The organism is Klebsiella sp. BIGb0407, assembly GCF_024807845.1.
Classification (GTDB): Bacteria; Pseudomonadota; Gammaproteobacteria; order Enterobacterales; family Enterobacteriaceae; genus JGM124.
Genome location: NZ_JANUEQ010000002.1, coordinates 117718 through 136133, shown reverse-complemented (window position 1 = coordinate 136133; position 18416 = coordinate 117718). Strand labels below are relative to the sequence as shown.

The 18416-nt window shown below is 43.3% G+C and carries 15 protein-coding genes; 6 read left to right on the top strand and 9 right to left on the bottom strand.

Annotated elements, in window-relative coordinates:
• Nucleotides 1-13: 13 nt before the first annotated feature.
• From M2387_RS07855 to M2387_RS07820, 8 genes are all read right to left on the bottom strand, one after another.
• The gene (locus M2387_RS07855) at nt 14-925 is read right to left on the bottom strand and encodes a carbohydrate ABC transporter permease (RefSeq protein WP_259048577.1); all 912 of its coding nucleotides are present in this window, start codon (nt 923-925) and stop codon (nt 14-16) included.
• On the bottom strand, nt 918-1808 hold the full coding sequence (locus M2387_RS07850) for a carbohydrate ABC transporter permease (RefSeq protein WP_259048575.1): 891 nt from the start codon (nt 1806-1808) through the stop codon (nt 918-920). The genes M2387_RS07855 and M2387_RS07850 overlap by 8 nt, the downstream gene beginning before the upstream one ends.
• A gap of 646 nt (nt 1809-2454) precedes the next feature.
• Nucleotides 2455-4689, bottom strand: coding sequence for a right-handed parallel beta-helix repeat-containing protein (locus tag M2387_RS07845; protein ID WP_259048573.1), 2235 nt, complete (start codon nt 4687-4689; stop codon nt 2455-2457).
• A 1-nt stretch (nt 4690) separates the two neighbouring features.
• A complete protein-coding gene (locus tag M2387_RS07840; RefSeq protein WP_259048571.1) occupies nt 4691-6205 on the bottom strand; it encodes an MFS transporter in 1515 nt (504 codons plus the stop codon).
• Between the two features lie 351 nt (nt 6206-6556).
• On the bottom strand, nt 6557-7096 hold the full coding sequence (locus tag M2387_RS07835) for a YgjV family protein (protein WP_259048569.1): 540 nt from the start codon (nt 7094-7096) through the stop codon (nt 6557-6559).
• 150 nt (nt 7097-7246) lie between these two features.
• Nucleotides 7247-7579: a cupin domain-containing protein gene (locus M2387_RS07830; protein ID WP_259048567.1), complete on the bottom strand. Its 333-nt coding sequence runs from the start codon at nt 7577-7579 to the stop codon at nt 7247-7249.
• A 64-nt stretch (nt 7580-7643) separates the two neighbouring features.
• Nucleotides 7644-8444 (bottom strand): gluconate 5-dehydrogenase, encoded by an 801-nt coding sequence (locus tag M2387_RS07825; RefSeq protein WP_259048565.1) that lies wholly within the window; start codon nt 8442-8444, stop codon nt 7644-7646.
• Nucleotides 8445-8582: 138 nt separating this feature from the next.
• Nucleotides 8583-9755: an oligogalacturonate lyase family protein gene (locus M2387_RS07820; RefSeq protein WP_259048563.1), complete on the bottom strand. Its 1173-nt coding sequence runs from the start codon at nt 9753-9755 to the stop codon at nt 8583-8585.
• 246 nt (nt 9756-10001) lie between these two features.
• Here M2387_RS07820 and M2387_RS07815 point away from each other — a divergent pair, with 246 nt between their 5' ends.
• Both M2387_RS07815 and M2387_RS07810 read left to right on the top strand, forming a co-directional pair.
• Nucleotides 10002-10637 carry an RpiB/LacA/LacB family sugar-phosphate isomerase gene (locus M2387_RS07815; RefSeq protein WP_259048561.1) on the top strand — a complete coding sequence of 212 codons (636 nt, stop codon included), beginning with the start codon at nt 10002-10004 and terminating at the stop codon, nt 10635-10637.
• Nucleotides 10638-10867: 230 nt separating this feature from the next.
• Nucleotides 10868-12112, top strand: coding sequence for a mechanosensitive ion channel family protein (locus M2387_RS07810; RefSeq protein ID WP_259048559.1), 1245 nt, complete (start codon nt 10868-10870; stop codon nt 12110-12112).
• Nucleotides 12113-12126: 14 nt separating this feature from the next.
• On the opposite strand, the gene M2387_RS07805 is transcribed toward M2387_RS07810, so the two are convergent.
• Nucleotides 12127-13008: a LysR family transcriptional regulator gene (locus M2387_RS07805; RefSeq protein WP_259048557.1), complete on the bottom strand. Its 882-nt coding sequence runs from the start codon at nt 13006-13008 to the stop codon at nt 12127-12129.
• Between the two features lie 138 nt (nt 13009-13146).
• On the opposite strand from M2387_RS07805, the gene M2387_RS07800 reads away from it, so the two are divergent.
• From M2387_RS07800 to M2387_RS07785, 4 genes are all read left to right on the top strand, one after another.
• A complete protein-coding gene (locus tag M2387_RS07800) occupies nt 13147-13998 on the top strand; it encodes a Vmh family MBL fold metallo-hydrolase (protein WP_259048555.1) in 852 nt (283 codons plus the stop codon).
• A 262-nt stretch (nt 13999-14260) separates the two neighbouring features.
• A complete protein-coding gene (locus M2387_RS07795) occupies nt 14261-16135 on the top strand; it encodes a beta-glucoside-specific PTS transporter subunit IIABC (protein WP_259048553.1) in 1875 nt (624 codons plus the stop codon).
• Nucleotides 16135-17556 carry a glycoside hydrolase family 1 protein gene (locus M2387_RS07790; protein WP_259048551.1) on the top strand — a complete coding sequence of 474 codons (1422 nt, stop codon included), beginning with the start codon at nt 16135-16137 and terminating at the stop codon, nt 17554-17556. The genes M2387_RS07795 and M2387_RS07790 overlap by 1 nt, the downstream gene beginning before the upstream one ends.
• A gap of 2 nt (nt 17557-17558) precedes the next feature.
• Nucleotides 17559-18404 (top strand): PRD domain-containing protein, encoded by an 846-nt coding sequence (locus M2387_RS07785; protein WP_259048549.1) that lies wholly within the window; start codon nt 17559-17561, stop codon nt 18402-18404.
• Nucleotides 18405-18416 lie beyond the last annotated feature (12 nt).

Sequence of the window (18416 nt, the reverse complement as noted above, 5' to 3'; positions counted from 1 at the left end):
GATATTGCCCCTATTAACCTTTAATTCCGCTGCTCGTGACACCCTGAACAAAATAGCGCTGTGCCAGGAAGAAGATGACGATTGATGGCAGGATAGAGATACTTGCCATAGCTAAAATCTCGTTCCATGGTGCGCCCTCGGTGACATCGATGGACATTTTTAATGCTAATGCAATTGGATATTTATCTACGCTATAGACATAGATCAGCGGACCGATAAAGTCGTTCATTGACCACATGAACTGGAACAATGCGACGGAAATAATCGCTGGTTTCAGAATCGGAACGACGACATACCACAGCACTTGGAAGGAGTTACATCCGTCGATTTGTGCCGCTTCTTCCATATCACGTGGAACACCACGTAAGAACTGGATGAGCATGAAGACAAAGAATCCTTGAGTCGCAAAAGCCATTGGTAAATACAGTGGCAGATAGCTATTCAGCATGCCCATTTCACGGAACATCAGGTACTGAGGGATCAGCAGTACAGTACTTGGCAGCAACATTGTGGTTATCAGTGTGGCAAACCAAAACTTTTTAAACGGAATTTCAAATCGTGCAAAACCATAGGCCACAATAGTGGAGGAAATAATGGTCAGAATGACTTTCGGGATTACATACTTAAATGTATTCAGCATGTAGTGTCCGAAAGTATATTCGGTACCTGTTTTCCAGCCATTAACAAAACCATCGCTGGTTGGATTATCAGGCCATAAACCGAGAGTAGTAAAAATCTCATGGTTAGGTTTAAATGCCGCTGAGAACATCCACACTAACGGATACAGCATCAGCAGGCCGACAATAAGCAGTATTACGTAGCGAATAGAGGCGCTAATTTTTTCCCGACGCAGCGTACGCAAAACTTCTTGCTCAGCTAAATCTAACTTTTGTTTCGGGGTCATGGATTGTTGGATATCAGCCATTTTTGCCTCCCTTATCCGCAGAGTAGAACACCCAGTATTTTGATGACTTAAAGGCAATGGAGGCAAAGACCGCCACAACCAGGAACAATACCCATGCCAGTGCGGCACCGTAGCCCATTTCAAAATACTTAAACGCGGTATCGTAGATATAGAGCGAGAACAGGTAGGTATAGTGTGTCGGACCGCCGCCTGTGATGATGTACGGTGCGGTAAACTCCTGGAATGCCTGTGTCGTCTGCATAATGAAGTTAAAGAAAATCACCGGTGTAATCAGCGGAATAGTGACTTTGGTAAACATCTGCCATTTAGAGGCACCGTCAATCATTGCAGCTTCGTACTGTGACTGAGGGACGTTTTGCAAGGCTGCAAGGAAAATAACCATTGCAGAACCAAACTGCCAGACACGTAATAGGGTGACAGACATTAATGCCAGTGAGGGTTCACCTAACCAGTTAACGGGGTCAAAACCAAATACGCCAATAAAACTATTGAGTAATCCATCAATTGCAAATAATGCACGCCATAACACGGCAATCGCAACTGAGCTCCCTAGAATAGAAGGAATATAATACGCGGTTCTGAAGAATCCTATTCCGCGTAATTTAAAGTTCAGTACAAAAGCAATACCAAGTGCAAACGCCAGTTTTAACGGAATAGTAAGAAAAACGTAGGCGAAAGTAACACCCATGGACTTCCAGAAGAGAGAATCCTCTGTCAGCATATAGCGATAGTTTTCCAGACCAGTAAATTCTGGAGGGTTAATTAAGTCATACTCGGTAAAGCTGAGTACAAAGGAGGAGACAAATGGGAAAGCCGTAAAGATTATCAACCCTAAAATATAAGGTGATATCCAGGCTAATCCCAGCATTCTGTTTTCATTCATGTAGTACCTACTTGGTATCAATTGTTTAAAAACTATTACGAAATGGGACCGTTATATCACTATTTAAAATATTAAAGCTGCATCTCAATAAGAGACTTTGTGATAAATTCTTATTTATAAAACATTGTTTCATTTTATGTGGATTTGTTGTTTTAGTCATTCAGTGGATGATGAAAATGTGATCCAAGTCGAAACAGTGTTTTACTATTTATTAGAATAGAGGGGTGTTGGGATGAAATAGAGCTACGGCAGTGTATTTAGTGAAAAAAAGTGTGATTCAATCCTCACTTGTGACAATAAAATAAAAATTTTCTAGCCCCTGTTTTGCAAAGTATCAAATCTAAGCTAGCGGTTATGAGGGCGATGTAGCCTGTTTACACATCGCTTGAATGCTACGAGCTATCTCAAGCGCTGCGTGATGCTAATTGATAGGCCCTCTGGCCTGACTGGGCGGTTAGTGGGATAAGGTTCTGGTGACGTAAAGCGTGATAACGGTCAATGTTCTGCTGGAGCAGGATGGTGTCAGTACTTTCTTTCAATTGAAGTTATTGTTGAAATTTCTGTATTTGAGGAGGAGGGCTTTGAGGATAACTTTGATATCTGCCCCAGCAGTATTAATGCTACTGGGGCAGTTTATTACAATATATTAACTTAAATTTGGGTTAAGTTTTAATAAAAAGTCAGGATAGATAATTTTGCCATTTTCATCACGTGTAATAACAATATCTTTAGGAATTCCACCTGCCTCTTTCGAGGTTAAAGTTTTGTTATCGGTCGCGACAACTTGCTCACCAAAATAGTCTTTAATTTTTCCTTCCCAGTTATCACGAATGGAATAGTTATTTTTAAAGGTAATTTGTGATGCAATTGTATATGGGTTAGATCTTAGGATGTAATTATAACGTGCATTATTTATCGCGATGTTATTTTCGATAATTAATGAACCAGTATTAAAGTTATCTGTAAAACCATCCATATTGTTATTAAATGCTACGGAATTGATAATTTTATGGTTAACTGGCTGACCTTCTCCGCCAATTTTAAATCCATTACCAATACTCCCTTTTAATATGTCTGGTTTGCTGAACGGTAAGCCGTTGGCATAAGCAACCGAATTTTCAATGGTAACGGGTGCATTCGGGCCGTCTTCAATTTTGTTAAAGAAATCCCAGCCATCGTCGGCATTGTTATGCGAGATACAGCCTCTGAAAACGTTTCCTGGTCCGACACCTAACTTAGCTGCAAATCCATCAGCATTGATACCGGACAAGTCCAGGTTGTTATAGGAGTCAGAGTCGAGAATTAAGTTATGTGCAGGCCATAACTGACGGTTTTTATCTTTAGCGGTAATCGCAATACCGGTATCATCATTGTTTCTGGCAATAACGCGTTCAACAATGTTATGACTACCCGATACTCTCAGATAAGCAGGCTTATTCTGCGTGTTATCAACGTTACCATCAAAGATGACATCTTTCAGGTGCCAGTAGCTGGCATTGAGATTAAAGGTACTATTAACAAACACGGCTTTATGTTTATTAATCGCGACGATAGTTTTTAACTGGTCAGGTAAGCCACTCACTTCACGTGCAAGCATTAACCCGTCGTACTGGCCATCGTTCAGATAAATTGTTCCGCCCGGCGCCAGGAATGTTACTGCCGTTTTTAAATCAACAGGGTCAGCGTTAGTTCCCGTGGCATCACTTTTGCAGTCAGTACTACAGACGTAGATTTCTGACAGATTAGCAATATTGCTCGAGACGCTTTCAACGTTAATCTTTTGCTGAGTTTCAACGCCGTTGACCAGATAGTTAACGGTGAAGGTATTTGAACCTTGATTCAGCTTAACGGGGAACTGAACCAGCTCTCCACCTTGAACCGCTTTTTTCTGATCGTTGCCTTCAAGAGTAATAGTCCCGTCTTGATTGGCTAACAGTTGTAGGGTGGTTGCATCGCCGACCACTTTAGTCCCGGAGGCCAGAAGTAATTCAGGTGCAATTTTTTTCCCGGTATGCGCTTTTGCCGGAGCCAGTTTAGCGTAATCGACCGTTTCTGTTCCTGGCTGGAAGCGGGCATTTTTCACTTCAAGCTTGGCATTACGTGAAGCAAAGAATCCTAACGAGATTGACTTGCTATCCTGCTGATTCATGAAACCAGCATAGTCATCAATACTCCATGACTTCTTCTCTTTGCTGTCACTATCAACGGTGGTCAGAATAAATTGATTTGCTGTGCGCTCAATTGTCATCCGAATATTGGTTTTTTCAGTAAAATTAATATTCTTAACAATGGCTTGTTTCTTAATTGAGATCCCCTCATTACCCCAGGAGTTTTTGACGCCCTCGCGAAGAATTGACGTTATCTGAACTAAATTATCATTCTTTTTATTTTGGGTAACAAAAGCGTTCATCAGCACATTCGATGCCTGAGGAAACTCTTCAAATCCTGCCGATTGTGGTTCCTGGCGCGGAGTACCAATGATGTCTCTGACAAATAAACCGGCTGCTTCTTGCGCAGCAGGTGATTTACCATCAACTTCAGGCCCTATTTGTTCCAGCGTCAGATCGGCTTCAAGTACAAAGGTCTGATTAACAGGAACAGTGGTATAAAATACCGTCATACCATCATGAGAGTTGGCAATTTTGCCGCCACGACTTTCAATAACGAAATCATTTGGCAGCGGGTAGGCCTTGCCGGGAATAAAAAAGTCTTTACTACCTGCTACCCAGGCGTTATTCCGGCCGACTTTGGCCGGATCGATCAGTGAAGAAAAATTCAAGTCAGTTGACTGGCCAAAAGCCGCAACTTTCCATTCCTGGGCAAATGCAACACTACAAAGAGAACTTAAGCAAACAGAGAGTAAGATAATATTTTTTTTCATACTAAATAGCCTCAGCTTTAGTGGTGTATTTAAAGCCAACGTTGTTATTACCGAAGCATTCATCATATTCGTAGCCGGTCAGTTCTTTAACTAACACTCTCACTTCTGGTGTAGCGTCTTCTTTTCTACCACCTTGTTTTAAACGCTCTAACTCTTGAGTGACTTCAGCATGAGACTCTTTATCTAATTTCATTTTTATTGAGAAATAGATACCTATCAAAGCCATTCCTGCAACACCAAAAATCATTACGCCATTGATAGCGTTAACGGCACTTTCCGGTTGGTGATGAATACCAGACTCAAAACCAAACAGACTCAGTACGACACCTAAACAAAATACAACGGTCGCTCTCATTAACTTACCGGCCATGATCATTGCACCGGCATACAAACCTTCCCGACGTCTTCCGGTTAATACTTCGTCGACATCAGCAAGGAATACGTAAACGCTCCATGGAATGTAATACACGCCACCAGTACCTAAACCGAACCAAATAGTGATACCGACGATAACCCAGGTTAAATGAGGGAGGTTTAAGTAGAAAACTCCGACATAACCAACAACCGAGGAAACAACAATCAAAATGGCGACAATAAACGGGCGTTTAAATCCACGCTTGGCACACCACATCATAAAGAATGCGGTTGAAACAAGCTGACAGATACTGCTTAGTGAGTTCATTTCAGAGACAAAGGTTCTTGGCTGCTCTAAGTTGAAAACAATAAAATAGGTAAAGGTTGCGGTGAATAGCCATTCAGCACCAAAACCGAACAAATACATTCCCAGATGAGTACGGAATGTTTTTAATTTAAAAGTAGAGAAAAGGTCAGTGAATAATTTGCTGAAACCTTCAACAAAGCCATGGGTGAATTCATCAGCAACTTCTTCTTTTGGTCTCTCCCAGCTATTGCAGTAGAGCAGAATAAGCGCAATCACCATAATCACGGCATAGGTTATGCCGGTCAGGAAAAACGGAGTCGCTGATTCTTTATTAAAGAAGTAGAAGAAGATCCCCGGGATTGCGGCCGCTAAAAAGTTAGCAACTTTACCAAACATGGCTTTAGAACCGGTCAGATAGGTTCTCTGGTTGAAATCTTTTGTCATTTCAACAGGCAGCGTGTTGAACGGTATCATGATCATGGTATAGACGACTTCAAATATGATGTATGTCGTCAGGTAATACCAAAAACTCATGCCATTAACCCAAAGCATCGGATAGATTATCATGCATGGAATAGCAATCAGTATGAAGAAACGGCGGCGGCCAAAACGGCGTCCTAACTTACTCTGATTGAAGTTATCGGTAATAAAGCCCATCAGTGGGTTTAAAATGACATCCAAGTAAGTGGCTATCGAAAATATTATTGTTGCTTCAAAAACTGAAAGCCCACAGAAGGTGGTATAAAAATAAAGCAGCCATGCTCCGCTGATTGCGATTGCGCCGCTGCCGATCAGGTTTCCGCTGCCATAGGAAAAACGTGTCAGGGCAGTAATACTTCTTTGTTTATCAGTCATTTAACTCGCCTATTATAAAACGGTCATCCGTTTTAACATCAATGGAAGGTTAACTTTTAATTTATGAAACATTGTTTCAATAATATGCCTGACAAGGTCTTTTAAGAACGGATTTATGTAAACTATGTGATGTACTTCAAAATTATTTTTGCATTAAACAAATATTTTACATAAGAGTTTGTACGGACATTTTATTTTATTTTTGTCCTGTTACGAGCAAGGTTAAATATATTGTATCGAAATATCGGATAGCGGAATAAATTGTTAATTATGTTAAAAACTATTTTTTTAATAATAAAGTGAATGCAGATTTATTGACTGGTTAAAGCTGGGTTTATTCGCAGAAAATATTTATTTTTGTGTAGCGAAAGGATCTATCCCTTTTTTCTTCAGAACAGTAAATCGATAGATAGCAACACCATTGATCAGTAAGAAACTCGCTTCAATCAACGTTCCTCCTAAAGTTCCGATCCAGAAGTTGTATATCACCCAACAAACAGTAGAAAGCCACATGGTAATTCTCAGTTTTAACTGAGTAAATTTAAAGAATGCCACGGTACTCATGATGGTTGCAATCACGGGGAGAAATTCCATCCAGTGATGAATATTAGGTAAAGTTAACGTCAGGGTGAGGGTAATAAATATATACATGATCACTGATTTTCTAAAATAGATAGAAACCAGTGTACGTACAGCATTTAACGAGGCGCTTATCCCTGCCGGAGTTGCTCCCAGTAAAAAAAAGTGTATCCCCATACATGCAGTATATATAATCAAGCGAATCTTTAGCTTTTTATCATCGCGCTGAATGAATACGGTCAATCCTATCAAGAATGCTAAAATCCCTATGCCCTGACCAAGGTAGTATGGACTTACTTCACTGAAGGACATGATAAGATTCCTGTAATCTAAAAGCTTGCTGCATCCAGCCACATACTACTCTGAACGCTAATTCCTGATACTAAAAAATATAGGCCATATAAAAAAACTTAAGGATCCGCTTTTGCGGATCCTTTATCAGGGTGCTCGACTGCTATTCAGTTATTTACTGTCTTTCAAAAAATCCTGGCGCTGAGGCGTAAATGTATCTAATAACGTCCCAGGTTCAAGACAAACACAGCCATGCATAATGTTCGGTTGTTTATAAAGCGTATCACCTGCTTTAACAACATGTACTTCATCACCGATGGTGAATTCAAATACACCGGACAGAACATAAGTCAGTTGTTCATGAGGATGATTGTGCATTGGACCAATAGCATCTTTTTCAAAGAACACTTCAACAGCCATCATGCTGCCACCGTGTGCTAAGACTTTTCTGCTAACGCCATTGCCGAGATCTTCAAGAACTCTGTCATGATTAAAAACAAACATTGCCACCTCACAAAAATAAGTGGTTGAATCAATTATATTTTTAGTTACATATCATAGCATGTAATTAAGGCTGTTTACCAATGTATGCCAGAATACCGCCATCAACATACAGAATATGGCCATTTACAAAATTCGATGCATCGGCAGCCAGGAAGATTGCCGCGCCAGCCAGATCGTCAGGTGTACCCCAGCGACTTGCAGGTGTTTTTGAAATAATGAACTGGTCGAATGGATGACGGCTGCCATCTTCCTGAATTTCACGTAATGGTGCGGTCTGTGGAGTAGCGATGTAGCCTGGTCCGATACCGTTACATTGAATATTGGCTGAACCAAATTCAGAACAGATATTTTTGGTCAGCATTTTTAATCCGCCTTTGGCGGAAGCATAACCTACAACAGTCTCACGACCCAGCTCACTCATCATCGAGCAGATGTTGATGATTTTACCGTGACCTTTGGCGATCATTGATGGTAAAACGGCTTTAGCCATAATGAACTGGCCGGTCAGGTCAATATCAATAATTTTACGATAGTCAGCAGCGGTAGTTTCTAACATCGGTTTTCTTTGAATGATCCCGGCGTTGTTCACCAGAATATCAATCACGCCGACATCTTTCTCAATCAGTTTAATATTTTCTATTACGGAAGGTTCGTCGGTGATATCGAACAGATAACCGTGCGCTTCAATACCGGCTTCTTTATAAGCTGCCAGTCCTTTGTTCAAGTTATCTTCAACAACATCATTAAATACGATTGTTGCACCAGCGCTGCTCAGTGCTTTAGCAATTTCAAAACCAATTCCGTAAGAAGCGCCAGTAACTAATGCAACTTTACCTTTCAGATAGAACATATCAATAAATGACATAGAGACTCCGATATTTTTTATATATTAATATATACATCAATATGTTAAGTAGACCAGATATCACCATCACTCAACTAACCGAATAATCAGTTAGTTGAGTTCAATGATTACAAGCTACTCGAATTATTTTGGTATAAATTATATTTGAGTTAACATTTCTTCAGATACTTTTGCCAGATAAAGGGCAGGGAGACCTTCAGCATCACAAGAATATAAGACATATTTATTATCTGGTGTAAATGATGGGTGAGGATGTGTTACTTGTCTGTCACCATTCAATACTTTCCAGGAACTATTATGTTTTACCAGTTTATAAGCTTGCCCGGTTTTAGGGGCTAAAATATAGATCCAAGGATCATTTTCAATCTTATAGTTACCCGTGTCTTTGACATCTACAGGGCTACCGGAACCATCACCGACATACAGAGTGCCGTCTTCATTACTCATCAAGTGAGAGCATGCAGGCATTTCCATCACCAGAGAATCTTCATTGGTTTCCGGATTATAATTACGAATATATCGCTCTTGCTTACCTTTCATATAAGAGACGTAAGCCAGGGCTGAACCATCAGGGATCCAGAACTCATGGGTACAACTTTCACCCGGCAGATGCTCATGCACCATACGTTCCTGGGTACCATCGCTGTTCACTAACCACATTCTTGCATCAATTAAATCGTGCGGACCTTCATGGCAGAAGGCGATGGTATCATCGTGATTAGGACGATAAATTGGGTGTCCTAACCAGACATTTTGATCAAGAACTACTGAAGATGTTCCTGTTTCCAGGTTAATAGTAATTAACCGGCAGCGTGGTTTTTTGTGATAGAAATCGTGGAATATTTTCCAGTCACTGAGAGGCGTCCAGTCACTTTTTAAAATTTCAATCGCAACGATGTTAGTGCATTTACTATTCGCCACCCAGGTGCCGTAACCAACCCAGTCATCAGGCACGGTATAAATAGTAATTTCTTCCAGCGTTTCAATATCTACGCGCTGCAAATTACGTTCATTTTTAACGTAGAATAAGAATTTATCATCAGGTGATAAAAAACCACCGAAAGTATTATCGCCGCTACCTTCAGTTAATTGTTTAGCTGTCTGTGATGCTAAATCTAAAAGATAATAGTTACGATTCTGATCAAACTCTGCAGCAAACATTAACTTTGAACTGTCGTTGGTAAAACACTTTTGATAAAAGTAGTTTCGGTGACACAAAACGTCTTGCGGCGTTAAGCGAATGACTTCGTTATTAGAGTCACTATCAACAGTTGATGAAAAATTAAGTTTCTGAATATCACCCTTAGCCATAAATCCTCACTCTGCGCCAATACTGAATTCTTTCCGGAGTTCTTCCATATGGTAAGTAACATAGCGAAATTCATCCCGGCAAACAGTGATCTAAATCACGTTGAATAATTTAATTAAAACATAGTTTCATTTTTAGTGGAAGTGCGTTGTGGTTTTCTAAATTTCCTATACTATAGTGGGTATCAAATGGACGCAGTCCATCAGTATCCGCACTGTGTAACGAGTTGTTCTCTATTGGGGTTAAAAATGAAAATTGCATTAATGAACGAATTTAGCCAGGCGGCTAAGAATGCTATCATCTTGAATGAATTAACCACGACGGTATCAAAGCAAGGCCATACTGTTTTTAACGTCGGAATGAGCGATGACAACGATCACCGTTTAACTTACGTTCATCTTGGTATTATTGGTGCCATTCTGCTGAACAGCAAAGCCGTTGACTTTGTTGTTGCTGGCTGTGGTACTGGTCAGGGCGCTATGATGGCACTTAACACCTTCCCGGGCGTTAACTGCGGTTACTGTATCGACCCGACTGATGCCTACCTGTTTGCTCAAGTGAATAACGGTAATGCGCTGGCGCTGGCTTTTGCAAAAGGCTTCGGCTGGGGCGCAGAGCTTAATGTTCGTTATATCTTCGAAAAAGCTTTCGACGGCGAGAAAGGCTTAGGCTATCCGGCTGAACGTCGTGAATCTCAGAATGCTAATGCTGTGATTCTGAACGATATGAAAGTTGCTGCAAACAAACCGCTGATCGACTCGTTAAAAGCGATTGATCAAGACCTGGTTAAGCAAGCTATTGGTGGCGCACGCTTCCAGGAATGCTTCTTCAGTAATAGTCAGGACGCGGAACTGACTGATTATATTCGCTCTTTACTGGGCTAATAAGCATTTCTGCTAATCATGAATTAAAATAAATAGGCTGAAAAGCCTATTTATTTTTTGTCAGACCCCCTTCTCTTTTTCTTCTGTATCTACAAAGCCTGGATAAAAGCACCTACCACAGCGTGGACGTATATGGTCTGAGCATGTCATGATAATTATCAGGAAGCTTCATTGTTATTCTGATTGTTTATTATTTTCATGATTCTTAGATTTTTTCCGGGCGTGACGACATGGTTTATTTACAAAAGTTGATGGCTTTTATTCAGGAAGATCAAGCGCTTTCAATTGGATTTAATATCCTTTTACTGATTGCAGCCTGGCTGGTTGTACATATTTCTTGTAAGTTTTTTGTTATAAAAATTGTCAGAAGAGTTTTTTTTAGCAGCCATAAACAGGATGTTCCTCTGGAGAAAGACAGACGAATTGCTGAAAAAATATCCAATTTTATTCCTATTTTAAGCGTTTACTATTTGTTGCAATTTATGCCTGATATGCCCACCCCCTGGGTAACAGCGATAAATACCTTATGCGGAATTCTATTTTTTATTTATCTGTCAGTATTTTTTAATGAGCTGCTGGATATCATTAACATTTCATATCTGCGCAAAGCTAAACGAAAGAACCACTCGATCAAAGGCTATATCCAGATAGGGAAGATTTTGATTCATATACTCGCGGCGATTATGATCCTTGCCGTGATGTCGAACAAATCACCGATTATTATAATTTCCAGTCTGGGTGCTGCTGCTGCGGTTCTGATGCTGGTATTCCAGCACACCTTGTTGTCACTGGTTGCCAACGTACAGCTCTCTTCAAATGATGTACTACAACTGGGCGACTGGATTGAAATGCCGGATAGAAATCTCAGCGGTGAGGTGATTGATATTGCTCTGCATACCATCACTATTCGTAACTGGGATAATACAATTTCGCGCATCCCAACGAAAAATTTTCTCACCGAAACCTATACCAACTGGCAGGCCATGTTTTCTTCCGGGGCCAGGCGCATTATGCGTAATATTTTTATCGATCAGCACTCTGTGACTTTTGTAACTCAGCAGAACTTAAAGCCAATGCTTGCTCTGCGTGGCCTTAATGAACCACTGAATCAGCTGGTTGATGGAAGAGATCCAACCGGTATTGCAGATGGCTGGTTTATGGAAAATGGCATCACTAACCTGACGCTATTTCGCCACTATCTGATGAGTTATCTGGCCGGGCGTGAAGATATCATCAAAGATATGTACATCATGGTGCGTATGTTAAAGCCTTCACCTGCCGGCTTGCCGCTGGAAATATATTGTTTTACCTCTTCCACATTCTGGATGGAATATGAGAACACGCAGTCATCTATTTTTGAATACATCATGGCGATAGCTGAGCAATTCTCACTCCAGTTATATCAGTATCCGGCAGGGCAGAATGGTTTACATTCATCATCCGCAAACTCGCTGCACTATCCGCCTGAGGTGTAACCGCCAAGGGGGCATTATGTCCTGGAGAGCATATTTTCTACCGCACTGAGAAACAGATTCAGTGCCACAGGCTTATGCTCTCTGGACATATACAGGCCATAAATACCTATCATACGTGGTTCAAAACCCGGAAGTATCTGGATGAGTTGCCCGCTATCCAGCGCTGCACGCGCTTCGATTTCAGGAACCAGGGCCAGTCCGCAATCGGCGATAGCGGCTTCACACAGTAGCCAGGAGATATCAGCGCTAAAGTTACCTTTAACCGGGACAGAGATTGGCGCATTTTGTTCGTCTTTAAAGTGCCAAAGCTGTTGAGTAAAACGACTGTACTGAAGGCAGTTATGTCCTTCAAGGTCGTCAGGATACTTCGGTATTCCATGACTTTTCAGATATCCGGGTGAGCCACAAACCACAGAAACACAATCTCCGAGACGTCTGGCAATAGTACCTGGCTCCGGGTTATCTGTGATGCGGATAGCCAGGTCAATACGCTCGCCAATCAAGCTTACCGGCTGGTTATTAATATTCATTTCAATACGCAGCTCGGGGTAGCGTTTTAAAAAATCGTTAATCACCGGGCTGAGTATCTGCATGCCAATAAAGTGAGAACAGGCAATACGCAGGGTTCCACTTGGCGTTGCCGCTTCTTTCAAACTGGTTACATCATCAGAAAGCTGGCATATCTGTTTGGTCTTTTTGAGAATCTCTTCTCCTGCTGGGGTGACGGTCAGGCGTCGGGATGAACGATGAACCAGCCTGGATCCTGCCCACTTCTCCATTTCGGCAAGGTAGCGGCTGACCATAGGACGTGAGATACCCAGGGCTCGGGCTGCTGCGCTCATGCTACCGAGTTCACAGATATGATTAAAAACAGTCGCCGCAGTGATTCTGTCCATCAATAACCCCATCCGATCGTTTTATGAAACTGAGCATGTCATATGAAGGGGATTTTATCAAAAAATGAAACCATTACACTGTTTATGAACGCTCCTATTTTAAGTTATGTCCCTACGGGGGCTTGTTAAGGATGTCAAATGACCATCAAAACACTGGCCGTATTATTGTCACTCGCTGCTGTTCCTGCGATTTCAGCACCTCTGCATCTGGAGGTTTATAACCCAGGCGAAAATGCCATTTTCCCTGTTTCTTCGACTCTGGTTTCAGGGCCGAAAGAGGTGGTTTTGATCGATGCTCAGTTCAGTATCAAAGATGGTCAGAAACTGGCGGATATGATTAAGGCGAGCGGTAAAGACTTAACCAAGATAATCATTACATCCGGCGATCCTGATTACTATTTTGGCCTTGAGCCGTTGGTTAAGACTTTCCCTTCGGTGAGCGTTGTCGCTTCTCCTGCCGTCGTTGACCATATTCGTGCCACCAAAGAAGCGAAACTGGAATACTGGGGACCAAAAATGGAGGACGGAGCGCCGAAAAGTATTATTATTCCTCAGCCAACCCCGGAAACCCATTTTTCCGTCGATGGCACGCCCCTTGAGCTTCGTCATTCCGGAGAGTATGCGGCCTATATCTGGATCCCCTCTGAAAAAACGATTCTCGGTGGAACCGGAGTGGCGTCGGGGATGCATGTCTGGACCGCGGATACCCAGTCAGCAGAGAAGCGTGAAGCCTGGCGTAATGTTCTAACCGAAATGAAGGCCCTTAAACCCACCGCTGTGATACCTGGCCATTACCTGGGAACCCGGCTTGAGGGCGATAAAGCCGTGACCTTTACTCAGGATTACCTGAATAAGTTTGAAGCTGCGCTAAAAACACATAAACATTCAGCGGATGTTATCAGTGAGATGAAAGCGGCTTATCCAGGGCTTGCGGATGAAGGATCGCTAGAGCTGAGTGCAAAAGTGAACACCGGCGAAATGAAGTGGTAGTAGATTTTATCGTCTTTTAGCTTAGCGTTCGTCAGGTTATCCGGGTTAATGTCCGTGTAACCTGAATTATTTTAGGCGTAGATCACGTTTTTAGATTCCAAATATTGAATAACCGAAATTAAGTCCAGATAATCCGACGAAATCGCCATTTTTATTACGGCATGTCACTGCGCAAGCAGGCAAGACCAAAATAGAAATGCTCTCCCGTATGGGGAGCATCTCCGTTTTGGTCTTTTTTTTGCGTCAAAAATAAGGAAACAGCATGAATTATAATCAGATAGCAGAGAAAATTCTCTTAGATGTGGGCGGTCCGGACAATATCCGGACGCTGACTCACTGCGCCACTCGGCTGCGTATGGAGTTTCACGACCGCGCGAAAGTGGATGACGATAAGATAAGTAAAATACCCGGTGTTATCAGTGTGGTTGAGAAAGGGGGACAGTTTCAGGTTGTTATCGGAAACGAGGTTCAACAGGTTTTCCGGGTACTGAATAAAGCCTTACCCCTTAATAAAGCGCCTGCTGGCAAAAAGAGTGATAACGAGAAAAAGGGTGTCTTTACGCGTATTATTAGCGTGATTTCCACCACCTTTGCCCCAGTGATTCCGGCCATTACCGGAGCCGGTATGATCAAAGCACTGTTAGCGATTCTGAAGCTGACCGGGCTGATTAGCGCCACCAGCACCACCTATCAACTGTTAGACATTATCGCTGACGCCGCTTTCTTCTTCCTGCCGGTACTGCTGGCTTATGGTGCATCCATCAAGTTTGAATGTAACCCTATTCTGGCGATGACGCTGGCAGGTATCTTGCTGCACCCAGGAATTGGCCAGCTACTGGCAACTGGAAAACCGGTCGATTTTATCGGGATCAATGTTCAGCTTTCTGACTATGCGGGCTCAGTTCTGCCAATTATTCTGACGGTCTGGCTGATGTCCTGGGTGGAACGTTTTGCTGAAAAAGTCTCTCCCTCAATCATCAAATTTTTCATTAAACCAATGCTTATCTTGCTGATTACAGCCCCTCTGGCACTGGTTATCGTCGGACCGGCGGGTATTTTGCTTAATGACCTGGTGGCAGCGGGAGCGGCAACCATTGATAGCCATGCGAGCTGGTTGATTCCGATGTTAATGGGCGCACTACAGCCGTTCTTAATTATTACCGGAACCGCCTGGGCAATGACGCCTATTGCTACCGGACAGCTGAGTAAAAATGGTTTTGAAATGATTAACGGCCCGGGGATGTTGTCTTCTAACATTGCAATGGGTGCCGCGACGCTATGCATTGCTATGAAAACCAAAAATAGTAACCTGCGTCAGCTGGCTTCATCTTCCGGTTTCACCGCGCTGCTGGGTATTACCGAACCTGCACTGTATGGCGTATTACTGAAATTCCGCCGGGTGCTTATTGCCGCGATGATCGGTGGCGGTTGTGCCGGAATGTATGCCGGGTTGAGCGGCCTGGTACGTTATGCCTTTGTCTCCCCAGGTCTTGCTGCTCTGCCTGCGTTTATTGGTGAAAATCCAATGAACATCGTCCATGCCTTAGTCACCTGCGCCATTGCTATTGTGGTGACCTTTGCCCTGACCTGGGTATTTGCTTTCAAGGATGTTATTGATGAGAGTGAAGAAGCTCCGGTGACAACTCAGGAAACTTCGGCTCTAAATGCATCGAATGAAAGTGTTATTGCCAGCCCGTTGCACGGCGATGTCGTTAAACTGTCAGAAGTGAATGACGATGTGTTCTCTGGCGGCCTGTTAGGCCAGGGCATGGCGATTTATCCGCGTGAAGGTATTTTAAAAGCACCTTTTGATGGCAAAGTGATGATGTTCCTGCCGTCTTGTCATGCGGTAGGCTTGCAGGATAAAAATGGTCTTGAGCTGTTGATTCATATTGGTATTGATACGGTAAATCTGAATGGTCAGCACTTTAGCTCTTCGCTCAAAGTGGGAGATGAAGTGAAGGCGGGTGAGACCTTGATTGAGTTTGATATCCCAGCGATTGAAGCGGCGGGTTATGACCTTATTACCCCGGTGATTGTGGTCGGTGACGAAGAAGCTGAATTACGTATGACCTCTGCAACATCCGTCACCTTTGGTGATGTACTGATGACGAAATCTAATCAGGAGGCTAACTGATGATTTATCAGAAACCGGCTCAGTTCCCGGTGGCTTTCCTCTGGGGAGCATCGACTTCGGCCTATCAGGTTGAAGGGGCCTGGAATGAAGAGGGAAAAGGCCCTTCGGTCGTCGATATGTTAAGTCATCCTGAGGGAGTGGCTGATTTTCATGTCGCCAGCGATCACTATCATCGGTTTGAGGAAGATGTGGCCTTAATGGCGGAGATGGGGCTAAAGGCCTATCGCTTCTCGATTGCCTGGTCCCGGGTGATTCCTGACGGTGATGGCGAGGTTAATCCTGCCGGGCTGGATTTCTATCGCAGGCTGATTGATGCCTTATGCCGCCATAAGATAACCCCGATTGTCACGCTTTATCACTTTGACTTGCCTTGGGCATTAGAGCTGAAAGGCGGCTGGCTCAACCGCGAAACCATTAATGCTTTTGTCCGCTATGCTGGCATTCTGTTTACTGAATTTAGTAGCAAGGTCTCGCTATGGCTTACTATCAATGAACAGAACACGATGATTTTGCATCCGGGAGCGATTGGTGTTCCTGCTGACCGGGAATTACCCGGAAAGAAAGAATTATATCAACAGAACCACCATATGATGCTGGCCCAGGCGCAGATCTTTGCCCTTTGCCATCGCGAATTTTCCGGGCTGAAGATAGGCCCGGCGATTAATACTACCTCAATGTACGCCGAGACCTGTAAACCGGAAGACGCGATTGCCGCCCATAACTGGGAAACCCTGCGTTGCTGGAGTTTTCTCGATGTGGCCGTTCATGGTCGCTACAACGCCCTGGCCTGGGCTTATTTGTGTGACAGAGGTATCGCGCCGGACGTTTTACCGGGAGACGATGAGCTATTGCGACAAGATAAGCCTGATTTTGTGGCGATTAACTACTACTCCACGGCGACTATTGCTGCGAGCCGTGGGGATGGCAATGATGTCTCACCTCGCGCGGGCGACCAGCAAATCATGCTAGGAGAACCCGGGGTTTATCGCCCGGCAGAAAACCCGCACGTGGGGAAAACGCCTTACGGCTGGGTAGTCGACCCAATAGGTCTGCGCCTGACGCTGCGCAAAGTGTATGAGCGCTACGGGCTGCCGATTATTATTACTGAGAATGGCATGGGGGCTCCGGATAAGCTTGAAGAAGACGGCACGATTAACGATGATTATCGTATTGCCTTCCTGCAATCACACATTGAACAAATGCAGCTGGCGATCGCTGACGGCGTTGATTTAATGGGTTACTGTCCTTGGGCGGCGATTGATGTCGTCAGTACGCATCAGGGGTATGCGAAACGCTATGGTTTTATTTATGTAGACCGTACTGAAGCGGACCTGAAAGCGTTAAAAAGGATCCGTAAGCAGAGTTTCTGGTGGTATAAGGATGTGATAGAGAGAAACGGTAATATCAGAGACGGTGAGTAGCCATGATTGTTGAGAAAGTGCTTAATAATAGCCTGGTACTTTCGACTGATGACGATAACCGGGAGGTTATCGTCATGGGAAAAGGGATTGGTTTTAGTAGCAGGCCGGGAGATGAGATTGCTGGGGACAAAATTGAAAAACTTTTTGCCGTACAACAGCAAACGAATCTTAAAGGTTATCTGGAGGTGCTGTCCTCAATCCCTGACAACGTGATTGAGATGGCCGCTATGATCATTGAACAGGCCAATGCCCAGCTCACCAATAAAGTCAGAGAGCTTATTTTTTTCACGCTTGCTGACCATCTGGCCTTTGCCATTGAGCGCTGTAATAAAGGGATGACTATTCAGAATCGTTTATTGTCGGAGGTAAGGCGTTTTTATCCCCAACAGTATCGGGTTGCCATCCAGGCCGTGACCGCGATTAATTGTCAGTATGGTCTGAGCCTGCCAGATGAAGAAGCGGCGAATATTGCTTTTCATTTGGTTAACGGCCAGACCCAGGGCGACGATGTTGCTCAGACGATACAGTCAGTGAAGATGCTAAAGGATATTTTTAATCTGGTGCAATATCACTTTAAACAAGAGATTGATGTTGAGTCGGTTAACTATTCGCGTTTCCTGGTTCATATGCAGTTTTTTCTTCAGCGTCTGCAGGAAGGTGAGCTGGATAAATCTCGCGATAGCTTTCTGCTGGTGCAGATTATCAAAGAGTATCCCCACGTCTATCGCTGCTCATTGCTGATCCGGGATTATGTCAAATCCCAGCTCAATATTACGCTGAGCGGTAATGAGCTGTTATGGCTGACCGTGCATCTGGTCAGAATAACCGGGGCGGATGAGGAAGAGTAGAAGAGAGCGGGA